Annotated in this window: 11 protein-coding genes; 10 read left to right on the plus strand and 1 reads right to left on the minus strand. The window is 69.1% G+C overall.

What is annotated here, in order from left to right; translation table 11 throughout:
- Positions 1–168 precede the first annotated feature (168 nt).
- From NY1_RS18675 to NY1_RS45310, 4 genes are all read left to right on the plus strand, one after another.
- Complete coding sequence (locus NY1_RS18675) at positions 169–2,412, plus strand: serine/threonine-protein kinase (protein ID WP_067714716.1); 2,244 nt, start codon at positions 169–171, stop codon at positions 2,410–2,412.
- 23 nt (positions 2,413–2,435) lie between these two features.
- Entirely contained in the window at positions 2,436–3,176 is a 741-nt protein-coding gene (locus NY1_RS18680) for a hypothetical protein (protein WP_067714719.1), read from the plus strand.
- A gap of 12 nt (positions 3,177–3,188) precedes the next feature.
- Positions 3,189–5,138, plus strand: coding sequence for a serine/threonine-protein kinase (locus NY1_RS45305; protein ID WP_067714722.1), 1,950 nt, complete (start codon positions 3,189–3,191; stop codon positions 5,136–5,138).
- A 124-nt stretch (positions 5,139–5,262) separates the two neighbouring features.
- A complete protein-coding gene (locus NY1_RS45310; RefSeq protein ID WP_067714725.1) occupies positions 5,263–7,257 on the plus strand; it encodes a serine/threonine-protein kinase in 1,995 nt (664 codons plus the stop codon).
- 109 nt (positions 7,258–7,366) lie between these two features.
- On the opposite strand, the gene ectB is transcribed toward NY1_RS45310, so the two are convergent.
- A complete protein-coding gene (gene ectB, locus NY1_RS18695) occupies positions 7,367–8,629 on the minus strand; it encodes a diaminobutyrate--2-oxoglutarate transaminase (RefSeq protein WP_067714729.1) in 1,263 nt (420 codons plus the stop codon).
- A gap of 131 nt (positions 8,630–8,760) precedes the next feature.
- On the opposite strand from ectB, the gene NY1_RS18700 reads away from it, so the two are divergent.
- The 6 genes from NY1_RS18700 (at position 8,761) to NY1_RS18725 (ending at position 15,453) form a co-directional block, all read left to right on the plus strand.
- The gene (locus NY1_RS18700) at positions 8,761–9,564 is read left to right on the plus strand and encodes an ABC transporter permease (RefSeq protein WP_067714732.1); all 804 of its coding nucleotides are present in this window, start codon (positions 8,761–8,763) and stop codon (positions 9,562–9,564) included.
- Positions 9,557–10,372: an ABC transporter permease gene (locus NY1_RS18705; RefSeq protein WP_067714735.1), complete on the plus strand. Its 816-nt coding sequence runs from the start codon at positions 9,557–9,559 to the stop codon at positions 10,370–10,372. The genes NY1_RS18700 and NY1_RS18705 overlap by 8 nt, the downstream gene beginning before the upstream one ends.
- Positions 10,369–11,361 (plus strand): ABC transporter ATP-binding protein, encoded by a 993-nt coding sequence (locus tag NY1_RS18710; protein WP_084535100.1) that lies wholly within the window; start codon positions 10,369–10,371, stop codon positions 11,359–11,361. Before NY1_RS18705 ends, NY1_RS18710 begins: the two co-directional genes overlap by 4 nt.
- 395 nt (positions 11,362–11,756) lie before the next feature.
- On the plus strand, positions 11,757–14,579 hold the full coding sequence (locus NY1_RS45120) for a sensor histidine kinase (RefSeq protein WP_067714738.1): 2,823 nt from the start codon (positions 11,757–11,759) through the stop codon (positions 14,577–14,579).
- Entirely contained in the window at positions 14,576–15,004 is a 429-nt protein-coding gene (locus NY1_RS18720) for a roadblock/LC7 domain-containing protein (RefSeq protein WP_067714740.1), read from the plus strand. The genes NY1_RS45120 and NY1_RS18720 overlap by 4 nt, the downstream gene beginning before the upstream one ends.
- Positions 15,001–15,453, plus strand: a complete 453-nt coding sequence (locus tag NY1_RS18725; RefSeq protein WP_067714743.1) for a DUF742 domain-containing protein — start codon at positions 15,001–15,003, stop codon at positions 15,451–15,453. Before NY1_RS18720 ends, NY1_RS18725 begins: the two co-directional genes overlap by 4 nt.
- Positions 15,454–15,466 lie beyond the last annotated feature (13 nt).

Raw genomic sequence — 15,466 nt, forward strand, 5'->3', positions numbered from 1 at the left:
CTCGGGCATGGGGGACGGGGACCAGGGCGGTACGAGAGCCCATCGACCGCCTCATCCGATGTTGCCGCCGGGAAACCCGGTGGTCACCGGTTGTAATCCGTGTGATTCTTGCTGCGCCGGATCCCTGGACTGCCACAATGGATCCGCGACGAGGAGCCGAGGACGACCATGACCAGTCCGCAACACCCGCTCACCGTCGGATCGCGGTTCGGCCCGTACCGGCTGGAGCGGCTGATCGGGCGCGGGGGCATGGGCGAGGTGTACGAGGCTTACGACACGGTGAAGGACCGGGTCGTGGCCATCAAGGTGCTGCCGGAGCGCCTGGCGCAGGATCCGGTGTACCGCAAGCGGTTCCAGCGGGAATCCCGGACCGCCGCACGGTTGCGGGAAGCGCATGTCATCCCCATTCACGATTACGGGGAGATCGAGGGGCGGCTGTATATCGACATGCGGCTGGTGGACGGGGAGAGCCTGCGCGAGCTGCTGCATCACTCCGGGCCCGGATCGCCGGAACGGACCGTGACGCTCATCGAGCAGGTGGCGGCGGCGCTGGACGCGGCGCACGCGGACGGACTGCTGCATCGCGATGTGAAACCGGACAATATCCTGCTGACCAAGGGCGGCTTCGCCTACCTGGTGGACTTCGGCATCGCCCAGTCCAGCACCGATGTCAGCCTGACCAGCACCGGCAATGCCGTCGGCTCCTTCCGCTACATGGCCCCCGAACGGTTCACCGTCCGCGACCTCACCCCCGCCGCCGACGTGTACGCGCTGGCCTGTGTGCTCTTCGAATGCCTCACCGGCACCCGCCCGTTCTCCGGCGAGACCGACGCGCAGATCATGAAGGCGCACCTGTTCGATCCGGTCCCCCGCCCCAGCCTGGTGCGCTCCACCGTCCCGGCCTCCTTCGACCCGGTGATCGCGCGCGGTATGGCGAAGGTCCCTGAGCAGCGCTACCCGAGCGCCGGCGAACTGGCCGCCGCCGCCCGCGCCGCCCTCACCGGCGCCCCGCCCGGCCCCGGCACCTGGACCGGGCACGCCACCGACGGCTCCGGCGCGCGTCCGGTCGCCGCCGAATCCTCCCCGGCCGCAACCACTTCCGTACAACCGGACCCCGCCGCGGCCCCGCCGGAATCTCTGCTCGACGTCCCCACCGCGGCGAGCGCGGCCACGGTCCTCACCGGGCCGGTGGCGCCGGCCGCGCTCACCGCACCCACCGCGCGGGTCCGGCAGACCCCCGCCGGAAACGGTCCGGCTGCCGGACCGCACGCTGGGCAACGGGAACCGGACTCGTCATCATCTGTTCCGGACGGTGCGGGATCATCCGCCGCGAACGGCACGGGCGGGTCCCCGGGGCCGGGGCGCGGGCGGCCGCGCCGGTTGACCGCGATGCTGGGGGTGATCGTATTGGTGTGCGCGGCAGTCGGTTTCGCGGGCTGGGGCTGGTCGCAGCAGACCAGAGCCGGGGTGGCGAGCGGCGACGGCACCGCTTTGCGCGGGGCCGATATCGACTTGCTGGCGCTCACCAGCGGCACCGGCTACAAGCGGTGGAACTGCTGGCACGAACAGTCCGACGCCGACACCATCGCCATCTTCAGCTGTACCGCGAACGCGGCCTCGTCCGCGCCGCGGGCCCGTTTCCTGCGCTACAGCTCGGTGGCGGCCATGCAGGAGTCGTACAAGATCGCGGTGCTGGCCGGGCTGCATCCCGCCGCCTGCCCTGGCGATCCGGCCGGCGTGGACGCACCCTCGTCGGTGGACGGCAAGGTGGTGGGGCGGCGCACGTGTTTCGACAATACGGCCGTCTCGCCGAACAATCCGGAGCCCAGCCTGGTGTTCACCAATGAAACGGTGTCGGCCATGGCCGTCTACTTCTGGGACAAGGATCAGAAGGCGCTGCGCGACTATCGCGCCAAGAACGACCAGGGACAGTTCCGGACCCCGGAGGCCGCGCAGGATCCGGACGTGTTCACCGATGCGGACCGCTATGTGCTCGAGCACGCGGGCGACGACTACAGCACGCGCAACTGCCGCCATTCCGACGTCCCCGCCGGTCCGGCCAATGCCGTCGTCACCTGCGGCACCGAACTCGGCCGCCCGGCCAAGACCTGGTTCGGCTTCCCCGACCGCGCCGCCGCCGACTCGCTCTACCAGGCCGACCTGGCCCAGTTCCCGGGCCACGCCTGCGGCGGGACGGGCCCGGATGACGTGTGGCGCAAGAAGTCCGGCCCCATCGGCCGCTTCTTCTGCTACACCGACACCACCTCCACCCTGCCCGCCACCTGCCTGATCGCGCTGCACGACGGGCTGCGGCTGCTGGCCCACATGTGCACCATGCCCGCCGATCACCCCGAGCACGGTCCGGCGACCGAGGACGAGCTACTCGCCTACTTCAAGAAGGCGTTCGGCTAGCGGGGTTCGAGGGGGTGCACAGGATGACCGGACGACGACGGATCGCGGTCCGGCTCGGCGCGGCCGGCCTGCTGCTCGCCTATGTGGAGCGGCCCGGGTTCAAGCGCCCGAACTGCGTGCTCGGCCGCCGCACCTGCTATTTCAACGAGAAGCTGGGTCCCGGTCCGCGCCCGGCGTTCGCGATCACCAATGTCGAGATCCCCGCCATGGCCATCTTCTATTGGAACGACATCCCCGAACAGCCGCTGCGGGATTGGGAAGCGCGACAGGACTATTGGCAGTACCGCCGCGCCGACGAGGCCCGCGATCCGGACGACTTCACCGCGGCCGACCGTGAGCTGTTCGTCAATCTGGGTAAGGACCGGCGGCCGGCCAATTGCCTGCGCGGGCGACTTCCGGTGGGGTTCGGTGCGAACGCGGCCATCTACTGCGCCACCGCCAACGGCTCGCCGAAGCCGGTGTTCCTGGGGTTCGGGGACCGCGATGCGGCGACCAAGCTGTATCAGAAGAACCTCGCCGATTTCATCGGTCACCCGTGCGGCGGCGGGGCCGACCGCGCCGACGGGATCTGGCCGGAGCAGGGCCATCAGGGCGGGCGTTATTTCTGCTATCAGGACCCGGTGACGGCGCGGCCGTGCCTGATCAGCCTGCCCGACGAGTACCGGACGATGGGCATCTTCTGCGCCCTGCAAGCGGCGGACCCGCATCTGGGTCCCGAATCGGAGCGGGAACTGGACGACTGGTTCCAGCGAAGCCTCGGATAAAGGCAGCACGACATGAACGAGCAGCGCCGAACCCTCACGGTCGGTTCGCAATTCGGCCCGTACCGGCTCGATCGACTGATCGGGCGCGGCGGGATGGGCGAGGTCTATCAGGCCTACGACACCGTCAAGGACCGCGTCGTGGCGATCAAAGTCCTGCCCGAGCGCCTGGCGCAGGATCCGTTGTACCGGCAGCGTTTTCAACGCGAGTCGCATGCGGCCGCGCGGCTGCGGCAGGTGCACGTCATCCCCATTCACGACTACGGGGAGATCGACGGCCGCCTCTACATCGACATGCGATTGGTCGAGGGCGACAATCTGCGCGATCAGCTGGAGCGCGTCGGGCCGCTGACCCCCGAACGCGCGGTCGCGCTGATCGAGCAACTGGCCGCCGCCCTGGACGCCGCGCACGCCGACGGTCTCATGCACCGGGATGTGAAGCCGGACAACATCCTGCTGACCCGGGACGGGTTCACCTACCTGGTCGATTTCGGCATCGCCCAATCGGCCACCGATACCTCCCTCACCACCGACGGGGCCGCCGTCGGCTCGTTCCGCTATATGGCCCCCGAACGGTTCAGCTCCCACGACTACACCCCGGCCGCCGATGTCTATGCCCTGGCCTGCGTGCTGTTCGAATGCCTCACCGGCAGCCGGCCATATCCGGGCGACACCAACGTGCATCTGATGCGGGCCCACCTGTTCGACCCCATCCCGCACGCCAGCGGCGTCCGCCCCGGCGTCCCACCGGCTTTCGACGCGGTGCTCGAACGCGGCCTCGCGAAGGAACCGCGTGACCGTTACGCGAGCGCCGGGGACTTGGCGGCGGCGGCCCGCGCGGCGCTGAGCGGCAGGACCGAACCCGTTGCAAACAAACCGGTTCCGGCCTCGAAGCCACGGTTCGCCCGCCGCGCCCGGCGCGCCGCCACGCTGCTGACGGTGCTACTGCTGGTGATCGCCTCCGCCGGATTCGCGGGCTGGGCGAAATGGCAGCAGTCGGCGCCGGGCACACCGCTGGCCGACGACTCGGCACTCAGCGTCGCCGATCTCGAACTGCTGCCCATGGTTTCCCAGTACTCGTATCGGCGCTCGCGGTGCTACCACAACCAACCGGCCGCGACGGTCGTGTCGATGTTCTGGTGTTCCGCCCACGCCGCGACCAATGCGCCGCTCGGCCAGTTCTGGCGCTTCCGCAGCATCGAGGCGCTGCAGAGTGTCTACGCGACCTCGGTGCTGGGCACGATGCAGGCCACCGCCTGCCCGGATCAGCCCGCGGGCAAGGACGGCCCACTCACGGTGAAAGGCAAGGTCGTCGGACGCCAAGCCTGCTTCGTCGACCGCAGCCTGCATCCGGATGCCCCGCAACCGGCGCTGGCGGTCACCGACGAGTCACTGCTCACCATGGCCGTCTACACCTACGCCAAACCCGCGAACACGGCACTGCGCGACTACGTGGCCAAGTACAACTACGCGCAGTTCGTGGCCGCTGACGAACGCCACGATCCGGACAGTTTCGAACCGGCCGACATCGACCTGCTCGCCCGCACCGGCAAGTACACGCGCTCGGCCTGCGCACACACCGAAGCCGTGGTGAGTCCGCTGGTCAACGCGCTCGTCGCCTGCGGAGCACCCGCCGGCGGACCGTCCTTGGTGGCTGTCTTCGGCGTCGAATCCGCCCGTGCGGCCGGCCTTTTCTACGACAGCAATCTGAGCCAGCTGCCCGGCCACGCCTGTGACGGCAGTTCCGCGAAGGACACCGAATGGCGTAAGTCGGGGACCGCCCTGGGCCGCTTCTTCTGCGCGAACAACAACGCCTTCGAGAACGGCGCGCGCCCGTGCCTGCAAGCGATGCATACCGACCAGCGCCTGGTCTACGTCATCTGCGCGCACCAGCACGACTACCCCGAAGCAGGTCCCAAGACCGACGCCGAGCTATTGGCCTGGTTCCGGACCAACTTCCAATAATCCTGTCTCGTTTACACCCCGAGCGCGCCGCTCGATATCTCCGACGATGGGGCCGACGGCAGCGAGGCGGACTGTGCGCGTGGTTCCAAAACCTTCACGCGGCCAGGTGGAAAGCAGGGATTCCGTGACCAGTCAGCCTCGATCCATCACCGTCGGCGCCCGATTCGGCCCGTATCGCCTGGACCGGTTGATCGGCCGCGGCGGCATGGGTGAGGTGTACCGCGCCTACGACACCGTCAAGGATCGCGTGGTCGCGCTCAAGGTGCTGCCCGAACGCCTGGCCCACGATCCGGTGTACCGGCAGCGCTTCCAGCGGGAATCGCATGCGGCGGCGCGACTTCGGGAAGCGCACGTGATCCCCATCCACGACTACGGGGAGATCGACGGCCACCTGTACATCGATATGCGGCTGGTCGAGGGCGAGGACTTGCGCGCGCTCCTCGAACGCGCCGGGCCCGCCGCCCCGGATCGCGCGGTCGGTCTGGTCGAGCAGCTGGCATCCGCCCTGGACGCCGCGCACGCCGAGGGCCTGTTGCACCGGGATGTGAAGCCGGACAATATCCTCATCGCCCGCGACGGTTTCGCCTACCTGGTGGATTTCGGTCTCGCGCAGTCGAGTACGGACGATCAGCTGACCAGCGACGGCACCGCGGTCGGATCCTTCCGCTATATGGCGCCCGAACGATTCAGCGCCCGCGACTTCAGCCCCGCCGCCGATGTGTACGCGCTGACCTGCGTGCTGTTCCAATGCCTCACCGGCGCACCGCCGTTCCACGGCGACAGCAATGTGCAGCTGATGCGCGCCCACCTGTTCGATCCGGTGCCGCGGCCCAGCGGTCTGCGCCCCGGCGTGCCCGAGGCGTTCGATGCCGTCGTCGCGCGCGGCCTGGCCAAGAATCCGCACGATCGGTATCAGAGCGCGGGAGAACTGGCGGCGGCCGCGCGAGCCGCGCTGGGCGGGCAATCGAATCCGGGTGTGCGGAACCACCATTCGGGTTCGTGGCCGACCGGCGCGACCGAACGGCTGGAACCGCCCGCGACCGCGCCGCCGGCTCCCCCGCGCCGGAGTCGCCGCCGGCTCGCCGCACTGCTCGGCGTGATCGTCCTGCTCGCGGCCTCGACCGGATTCGCGGGCTGGGCGTTCTGGCAGGGCACCGGATCCGGTAACGCGGTGGCCGATGCGACCGCGCTGCGCGGCGCGGATATCGAACTGCTGTCGATGATCAACAACATCGGTTACAAGCGCGCCAATTGCGCTCACCTCGACCCCGATTCGACCACCGTGGCGGGCTTCTCCTGTGCGCCGAACGGCGCGGTGGACACCCCGCTCGCCCAGTTCATCCGATTCAAATCCGCTACCGCGCTGCACAACTACTACGACCAGACGGTCGATTCCCTCAAGGGCACGAACTGCCCGGGCGAGGCGGCGGGCAAGGACGGGCCGTCACTGATCGGCGGCAAGGAGGTCGGCCGGCAGAGCTGCTATTCCGACACCACGGTGTATCCCGATGCGCCGCAACCCAGTCTGATCATCACCAATGAGGAGAAGCTGGTCATGGCGATGTACTTCTGGGCCGGGCCCGGCAATATCGCCGACCGTGACTTCTGGGCGAAGTACGGCATCGCGCAGATCGGCGGCAACAGCGCGGATCCGGACGCTTTCACCGCCACCGAGCGGGACATGATCACGCGATCCGGCGGCGGTTTCACCACCAGCGTCTGCCGCCACTTCGAACCCGGCATCGGATTCCAGGGCTCGGCGGTGCGGTGCAGCGGTCCGCGGGGCACGCCGACCGCATCGCTGTTCGGCTATTCGGACGCCGCCACGGCCACCAGCAACTATCAGGCCGATCTGAGCCGATCGGCCGGACGCGCCTGCAGCGGCAGCAGCTCCGACAGCGAGTGGAAGAAGGGCAGCAGCACCGTCGGCCGGTACTTCTGCTTCACCTACACCGACAACAGCAATGCCAAGGCGCCCGTCTCGATCTCCTGTCTGATGGCTGTGCGGACCGAGGCGCGGATGGAGATCCAGGTGTGCGGTTCCAGCGCCGACGATCCCACCAAGGCCCCGGTCGGCGACGCGCAGCTGCTGGCCTGGTTCCACAACAGGTTCGGATAGCGATAAGTGGAGCCGGGTTCCCTCCGCAGCTGGGAACCCGGCTCCGGTCGGCCACCGGTGTGGGCGGCGGCCGACGTCTATGGGCGCGAACGCCGAGTCTGTTTGTGACTCAGTAGTTTTCGCGCACGGTCTCCACGGCCTGGGTGAGTACGCCCAGGCCGTGCGTGATCTCGTCCTCGCGGATGGTCAGCGGCGGCATCAGTTTCACGACTTCGTCCCGGGTGCCGGCGGTTTCGACCAGCAGCCCGTTGTCGAAGGCCACCCGGCAGACCTTGGCGGCCTGCGAGGCGTCGGCGAAGACCAAGCCGTTCACCAGGCCGCGGCCGCGCACACTGAGACCGTCGAAGGTTTCGGTGAGGGCGGTCAGATGGGCGCGGATGCGTTCGCCCTTGACCAGGGTGGCGGCTTCCAGTTCGCCGTCGGACCAGTAGTGCCGCAGCGCCGCTTCGGCGGTCACGAAGGCGGCGTTGTTGCCGCGGAAGGTGCCGTTGTGCTCGCCCGGGGCCCACTGGTCCAGTTCCGGGCGCATGAGCACCAGGGCCATCGGAAGACCGTAGCCGCCGATGGATTTGGACAGCACCACGATATCGGGGGTGATGCCGGCGACCTCGAAGGAGAAGAACGGGCCGGTGCGCCCGCAACCCATCTGGACGTCGTCGACGATGAGCAGGATGCCACGGGTGGAGCACATTTCGGCGAGCTGCCGCAGCCATTCCGCCCGCGCCACATTGACCCCGCCCTCACCCTGCACGGTCTCCACGATGACCGCGGCGGGCTTGTCCACACCGGAGGACGAATCGTCCAGGGCCGCGCGCATCCAGGACAGATCGTCGCCCGCGGCGTGATAGCCGTCGTAGGGCATCGGGGTGGCGTGCACCAGCGGCACGCCCGCGCCGGCGCGCTTGGCGGCATTGCCGGTGACCGACAGCGCGCCGAGGCTCATACCGTGGAAGGCATTGGTGAAGTTCAGGATGGTGGTGCGCCCGGTCACCTTGCGCGCCAGTTTGAGTGCCGCCTCCACGGCATTGGCTCCGGTCGGTCCCGGGAACTGCACCTTGTAGTCGAACCCGCGCGGCGCCAGCAGCACCTCGCGGATGGTTTCCAGCAGTCGCGCTTTGGCGACGGTGGACATGTCGAGCCCGTGCGTGATGCCGTCGCTCGCGATGTAGTCGATGAGCGCGCGCTTGAGCACCGGATTGTTGTGGCCGTAGTTGAGCGCCCCCGCGCCCGCGAAGAAGTCGAGGTAGTCCTTGCCGTGCTCGTTGGTGAGCCACGCGCCGCGGGCGGTGTCGAAGATGGTGGGCCAGGAACGGCAGTAGCCACGCACATTGGATTCGAGCGTCTCGAAAACGGTCGTCTCTGCGATGGTCATCGGTGGTCCTAGCGGTCAGCAAGTGAAACGCTGACGTTTCTATCACTGGCAGACCGGAGCGCGGACCGTTTTCGGCGAATCCGAGCTTACCGATTGCCGCGAACGAGCCGCACCCGTAATGTCAATCTCTTGTGCGCAGTGCGGTGGGGGTCTACTGGCAGCTGGTCAAGGCGGGCTTCCGCCGGCAATCGACATATCGGCTGGCCATGTTCGCCGGGCTGGTCACCAACCTGGTCTTCGGCTGCGTGCGCGCCGCCGTGCTGACCGCGGCGGTACACACCGGCAACGGCTTCGGCGGCTACGACAGCGGCACCATCGGGGCCTACATCTGGCTCTCACAGGGACTGCTCGGCGCCATCGCCTTCTGGGTGGTGCCCGATATCGTGGAACGCATCCGCACCGGCGACGTCGCCATCGACTTCCTGCGGCCCATCGACATCCAGATGGCCGGGCTCGCGGACTATCTCGGCCGCGCGGGGGCCACCCTCATCCCGCGCGCACTGCCCAGCGTCGCGCTCGGCGCGCTCACCTTCGGCCTCGCCTTCCCCGCCACGCCCGGCCCCTATCTGCTGGGCGCGATCAGCATGGCGCTGGCCATGGCGCTGTCCTACCTGTCCATGTTCACCGTCTGCCTGGGCGGTTTCTGGCTGGTCGAGACGCGCGGCCTGCGCGCGCTGCACATGATCCTCGGCACCTTCCTGGCCGGGCTGTTCGCGCCGGTGCACCTGTTCCCGGACTGGTTGCGCACGCTGGCCAACGCCACTCCGTTCCCGTCCATGCTGCAATGGCCCATCGATGTGCTGTCCGGTCGCACGACCGGTCTTGCGGCCGTGGAACTGCTTGCCGTGCAGTGCTGCTGGATGGTCGTGCTGGTCGCCGCCGGTCAATTGCTGCTGCGCGCCGGCCGCCGCAAACTGGAGGTGCAGGGTGGCTGACGCCCGCCCCTCCGCGTTCGCGCCCTACCGCGCCGTCATCGGCTCCCGGCTGCGCGCCCAGCGCGCCTATCCGGTGTCCTTCGCCGCCGACGTCTTCAGCGCCTTTCTCATCGGGCTGGTGGAATTCGGCGAAATGTGGGTGATCTTCAATAACGTGCCCCAGCTCGGCGGCCTCGAATTGCCCGGCATGCTCCTGCTTTTCGGCCTCAGCAATACCAGTTTCGCGATCGCCGACATGCTCGTCGGGCACGCCGACACGCTGCCCGTCTATATTCGCGAAGGCCGTCTGGACGCCTTCTACCTGCGGCCGCAACCGCTGCTGCTGCAACTGATGACCAGCGATCTGGCGCTGCGCCGGATCGCGCGCATCGCGGTGGCCGCCACCGTGCTCGGATTCGGCGTGGCCCGCAACGACATCGATTGGACGCCCGCGCATCTGGCGCTCTTCGGACTCACCCTGCTGTCCGGAATCGCCATCTTCGCCGGGCTTTTCGTCACCGCCGCCGGAGTGCAGTTCTTCCTCATCGACGGATCGGAATTGACCAATTCCTTCACCTACGGCGGCTCCTACGCGTCCATGCAGCCCACCTCGGTCTTTCCCGGCCCGATGAAACTCGTGTTCGGCTTTCTCGTTCCGGTGGCCTTCACCTCCTACCTGCCGGCGATCGCCTTGCTCGGGCTGCCCGGACCGCCCGGACTGCCGGCCTGGCTGGCCTGGGCCGCGCCGCTCGCGGCGGTGTGGGTGTGGGCGGTCGCGCTGTGCATGTGGCGGCTGGGCACCAGGCACTATCAAGGAGGCGGCGGGTGAGCATACCGATCATCGAGATCGAAGAGCTGACAAGGACTTTCGTACTGCACCGCAGGAGCGGGCGCTGGCGGCGGCGACGCGAGGAGATCACCGCGGTGGACGCCATGAGCTTCCGGGTGGAGCGCGGGGCGGCGGTGGGGTACATCGGCGCGAACGGCGCCGGCAAGTCCACCACCATCAAGATGATCACCGGGATCCTGGTGCCGACCACCGGACGGCTGCGCACCTGCGGCTTGGACCCGGTGCGGCAGCGGCGCGAACTGGCCGGGCGGATCGGGGTGGTGTTCGGGCAGCGCTCGCAACTGTGGTGGGATCTGCCACTGCGCGAATCGTTTTCGATCCTGGCCGCCATCCACCGCCTCGAACCGGCCGCCGCCCGCACCCGCACCGGGGAGCTGGTGGAGCAGCTGGAAATGAGCGGCACCCTCGATACGCCCGTGCGGCAGTTGTCGCTGGGACAGCGCATGCGCGCGGAAGTGGCTGCGGCGCTGCTGCATTCGCCGGAACTGGTGATCCTGGACGAACCCACCATCGGGCTGGACGTGTTGTCCAAACAGCGATTACGCGAGTTCCTGCGTTACGAGCGCGCCGAACGCGGCACCACCCTGCTGCTCACCACGCACGATATGGGCGATATCGAGCGGCTGTGCGAACGGGTGCTGGTGGTCGATCACGGGCGCCTCGCCTACGACGGTTCGCTCGCCGGGCTGGCCGCCACCGTCGGCGCGCACCGGGTGCTGACCGTCGACCTGGCCGAGCCCACACCGGATCTCACCGATCTGCCCGGATCCAAATTGCTCGGCAGCGAGGGCGCGGGCATGCGACAGCGGCTGGCCTTCGACACCGAGATCACCACCGCCGCGCAATTGCTCGCCGCGGTGTCGGCCCGGGCGGAGGTGCGCGACCTGTCCATCGAGGAACCCGATATCGAGGATGTGGTGCGGCGGATCTACGAGGCGGCCGGGCCGGTATTCCACCGGGCGGAATGAACCGCGGTGAAATCGAACGAAGTTCGCGAATAAGTCACTTCACGGCCGCTCGCGCGAGCGGCGTGAGCCGTTGTTCACTCCATTGTTTCCCCCACGATGCGGAGACCACATCTGCTTCTCACATATTTGTGAGCAGATTTGTCATAGCGCATACGGCCCGGAGTTCCGCGCACCACAAGTGCCATCGCTCGAATTGCGGCGCCCGGCCGGCTGTGCGACGTTGCTGATGATTCTCCGCACGCCCGTGCAGCCGGGCACGCGGCGGCCGATTTTCAGGAGTGAGTGTGGGTCTGCGTCCGGCCAAATCGTTGCCGCGAGGTAACAGAAGGCTCACTCCGGCAACCGAATTCGTCCGGCCGCGCACCATTCGCTCCCGGCTGCGGCGAATTCTGATCGTGTCGGTGACATTGGTGCTGGCCCTGCTCGGGCTGATCATCGCCGGCGAGGTGCAGAAGTATCGCGATACCGGCGCCACCGCGCGCTCGGTCGACCTGGCGCTGGCGGCGCAGGATCTGGTGCACGAGGTGCAGCGCGAACGCGGTCTCACCAACGGCCTGCTCGGCGGCGACAATTCGCTGCGCGACAGCGTGACCGCGCAGCGCGCCGCCGTGGACGCCGCACTGCAGCAGCTCAATCGGGCGCTCGCCGAGGAAGCGCCCGGGTCCGATCAGGTGCGGACGGCGCTGTCGCGACTGTCCGGGGTGACCGCCAATCGCGCCGACGTGGACGCGCGGCGCAGCGACCGCAGCACCTCGTTCTCGTTCTACACCAATGCGATTCTGGCGCTGAACCAGGCGCGGCCGGGCGCGCAGCAGGCCGACGACGATTCGCTCTGGCGCGGTCTGCAGACGCTGTACGCGCTCGGTGAGGTGAAGGAGTTCACCGCGCAGGAACGCGGCTTCCTCAACGGCGTCTTCGCGGCGGGCGAGTTCGGCGGCGGCGAATACGTGCAGTTCCTGGACATCCGGGCCGGGAAGCAGGCGGCGATCAGCGCTTTCGAACGCGACGCCACACCGGGGCAGCGGTCCCAGCTGTATTCGGCCATGCGCAGCGATGATTCGGTGCGGGCGGCGGAATCGGAGGCGGTGGCCATCGGATCGGTGCGCGGGCCGCTGCTGGAACCGGTCGATCCGCGCGCTTGGTGGAAGCAGATGACCTCCGTCATCGATGCCGAACGCGGCGTGCAGCAGTCGGTGGGCAGCCAGATCCGCGACCGCGCCGCCGAGCTGCGCGGCGACGCGGCCATGGTGCTGACGCTGTACGTGCTGGCCGCGCTGTTCGCGGTGGCCGCGCAGGTGGGGCTGGTGGTGGCGACCGTGCGCGCCATCGTGCGGCCGCTGGCCGCGCTCGCCGAGGAGGCCGACGCGGTCGCCGAACAGCGGCTGCCGCAGCTCATCGCCGCCTGGCACGCCGATTCCGGAACCGAGCCGCCCGCACCGGAACCCGTGCGCGCGGCCGAGACCGCGGGCGAGGAGATCGTCTCGGTGGCGCACGCACTGGACCGCGTGCAGACCACCGCCTACGAACTGGCCTCGGCGCAGGCGCGCCTGCGCCGCAACACCACCGAGTCCATGGCCAACCTGGCGCGCCGCAATCAGAACCTGGTGCGCCGCCAGCTCGGCTTGATCAGCGACTTCGAACGCGAGGAACTCGACCCCAACGCGCTGTCCAACCTGTTCGAGCTCGACCACTTGGCCACCCGCATGCGGCGCAATGCCGAAAGCCTGCTGGTGCTGGTCGGCGAATCCGCCCCGCGCCGCTGGGCCAAACCGATCCCGCTCACCGATGTGATCCGGGCCGGCCTGTCCGAGGTCGACGACTACCGCCGGGTGGTGCTGCGCCGGGTGGACGAGATCTCCATCGCCGGGGCGTCGGTCAGCGAACTCGCCCATATGCTGGCCGAACTCATCGAGAACGGCCTGTCGTTCTCCCCGCCCGATCTCGAGGTCGAGATCTACGGCCGGCGCATCGGCCCCCGCTACATGCTCGCCGTCGTCGATCACGGCGTGGGCATGCCGGCGGACCAGCTCGCCACCGCCAATGCCCGCCTGCGCGGCGAAGCCGACTTCCTGGTCGCCCCCACCCGCTTCCTCGGCCACTTCGTGGTCGGCCGCCTCGCCCGCCGCCTGGGCATCGAAGTGGAACTCACCGTCTCCCCCACCAGCGGCGTGGTCGCCCGCATGACCCTCCCCGCCGACCTGCTGGCCGACCCCAACGCCCCCGCGCCTTCCTTCCCGGTGGACGCCAAACACGCTGCCGCCCCGCCGGTCCAGGACGCGCTCACCGCACCCGACCCCACCGGCCGCCACCGCTCGGCGCCCGTCGCTCCCGGCCCCGCCGACCCCTTCGCCCTGGCCGACCCCTTCGACACCGCCGTCTCCGCCGACCAGACTCCGGCCGGCATCACCAACGGCGCGCTCGTCGAACCCGCCACCGCCACCCGCTCCGACTACGTCACCGGCTCCTACCCGATCCCGGTGAGCGACAACCCGATCAAGCTGGTCGCCCTCCCCGAACCGATCGACACCGGCTCCACCGCCCGCCCGGGTCTCACGGACCACACCGCGGGCTCCACGAACGGCCGTGTCCGGCCACCCGGCGCGACAAGCAGCCCCCAGTCGATCGGATCCGCACCCGACGAACGCGCGCATTCGTCCGGTGCAGCGGGTGGCTCCCTGCCCACCACCGCAACCGGCTCGTCCGCCGCCTCCGCCGGCTTCCCGCCGTCCGGCGAAAATCGTTCGGCCCACACCGCTTTCGACAACGCCGAGGACCGGCCGCAGCCTCGGGTGATCCGGTCCGGTGGGGTGGACGCGGCCGGAGCATCCGGCGGCCCGAACGGCGCGGCCGGACGGTACGAGCGCGACGACTCGTCCACGCGCGGGGTGGGATCGGGCGGCAGCGGGGTGCGGACCGCCGGTGACGGTGAGATTTCGGTGGGCGCGAACGGGGTGTCGGCCGGTGTTGCGAAATCCGTTCCGGGCGTGCAACGCACGCGAAACGGTCTCGTCAAGCGGGAGCGCAAGACTCGCGAGAATTCGGGCGCCACTCCGGGTGGCGCCCAGCCCGAAACGGGCGCCCGGCCCGTCGCGCCGATCGCCGAACGCTCTCCGGAGGCGGTGCGCGGCATGCTGGCCGGGTTCCGGGCCGGGCATCAGCGCGGTGAGCGGGACGTGCCGCCAGTACCCGGATCGATTCCACAGGAGGACCGCAGGTGACCACCCACTACACCGACACCGACCCGCACACCTTCAACTGGCTGCTGGCCGACTTCGTGCGCACCACCTCCGGCGTGCGCGACACCGTCGCGGTGTCCTCCGACGGGCTGCTCATGGCCATGTCCGACGGGCTGGACCGGACGGGGGCCGACCGGCTCGCGGCCATCGTGTCGGGCCTGACCAGCCTGGGCCGAAGCGCTTCGCGCAGTTACGCTTTCGACGGCCTGCGCCTCATCATGATCGAAATGGGCCGCGGCTTCCTGCTGGTGTCGGCCATGGCCAACGGCAGCTGTATCGGCGTCATCGCAGACAGCGACGCCGATGTCGGACTGGTCGGCTACCAGATGGCGGTGCTGGCCGATCGCGCCGGAGCGCTGCTCACCCCGGCGTTGATCACCGAATTACGAGAGTCGCTGGCCCGATGAACGATTCGCACCGGTTACCGGATCCGCGCATGATCGCGCCGCACCACACCACCGGCTGGACCGGCGCTTTCCCGGTGGTGCGCGGCGACGCGGTGCGCGACGAGAAGCCCTCCGCCGCAGACGAAGTGGACGAGCAGGTGGTCCGCCCGTTCATGATGACCTCCGGCCGCACCACCCCCCTGGTGGACGGCCTGCGCCTGGAAACCCTGGTGCGCGCCACCCCGGCCGCCCTGTCCGCGCCCCTGCACTTCGAACTGGAGCGGGTGGTGCGCCTGTGCCAGCGCCCGCACTCCATCGCCGAAATCGGTGCCGCCCTGCGGGTTCCGGTCGGCGTGGCGCGGGTGCTGGTCAGCGACCTGGTCTCGGCGGGCCATGCCGCGGTGAACGAACCGAACCAGCTGTCGGTCGCCGCTCTGGAAAGGATTAGAGACCTTGTTCGGGCCCTCTGAAGATATCGCGCCG

The sequence above is a fragment of the Nocardia yamanashiensis NBRC 100130 genome (assembly GCF_001613325.1).
GTDB lineage: Bacteria > Actinomycetota > Actinomycetes > Mycobacteriales > Mycobacteriaceae > Nocardia > Nocardia yamanashiensis.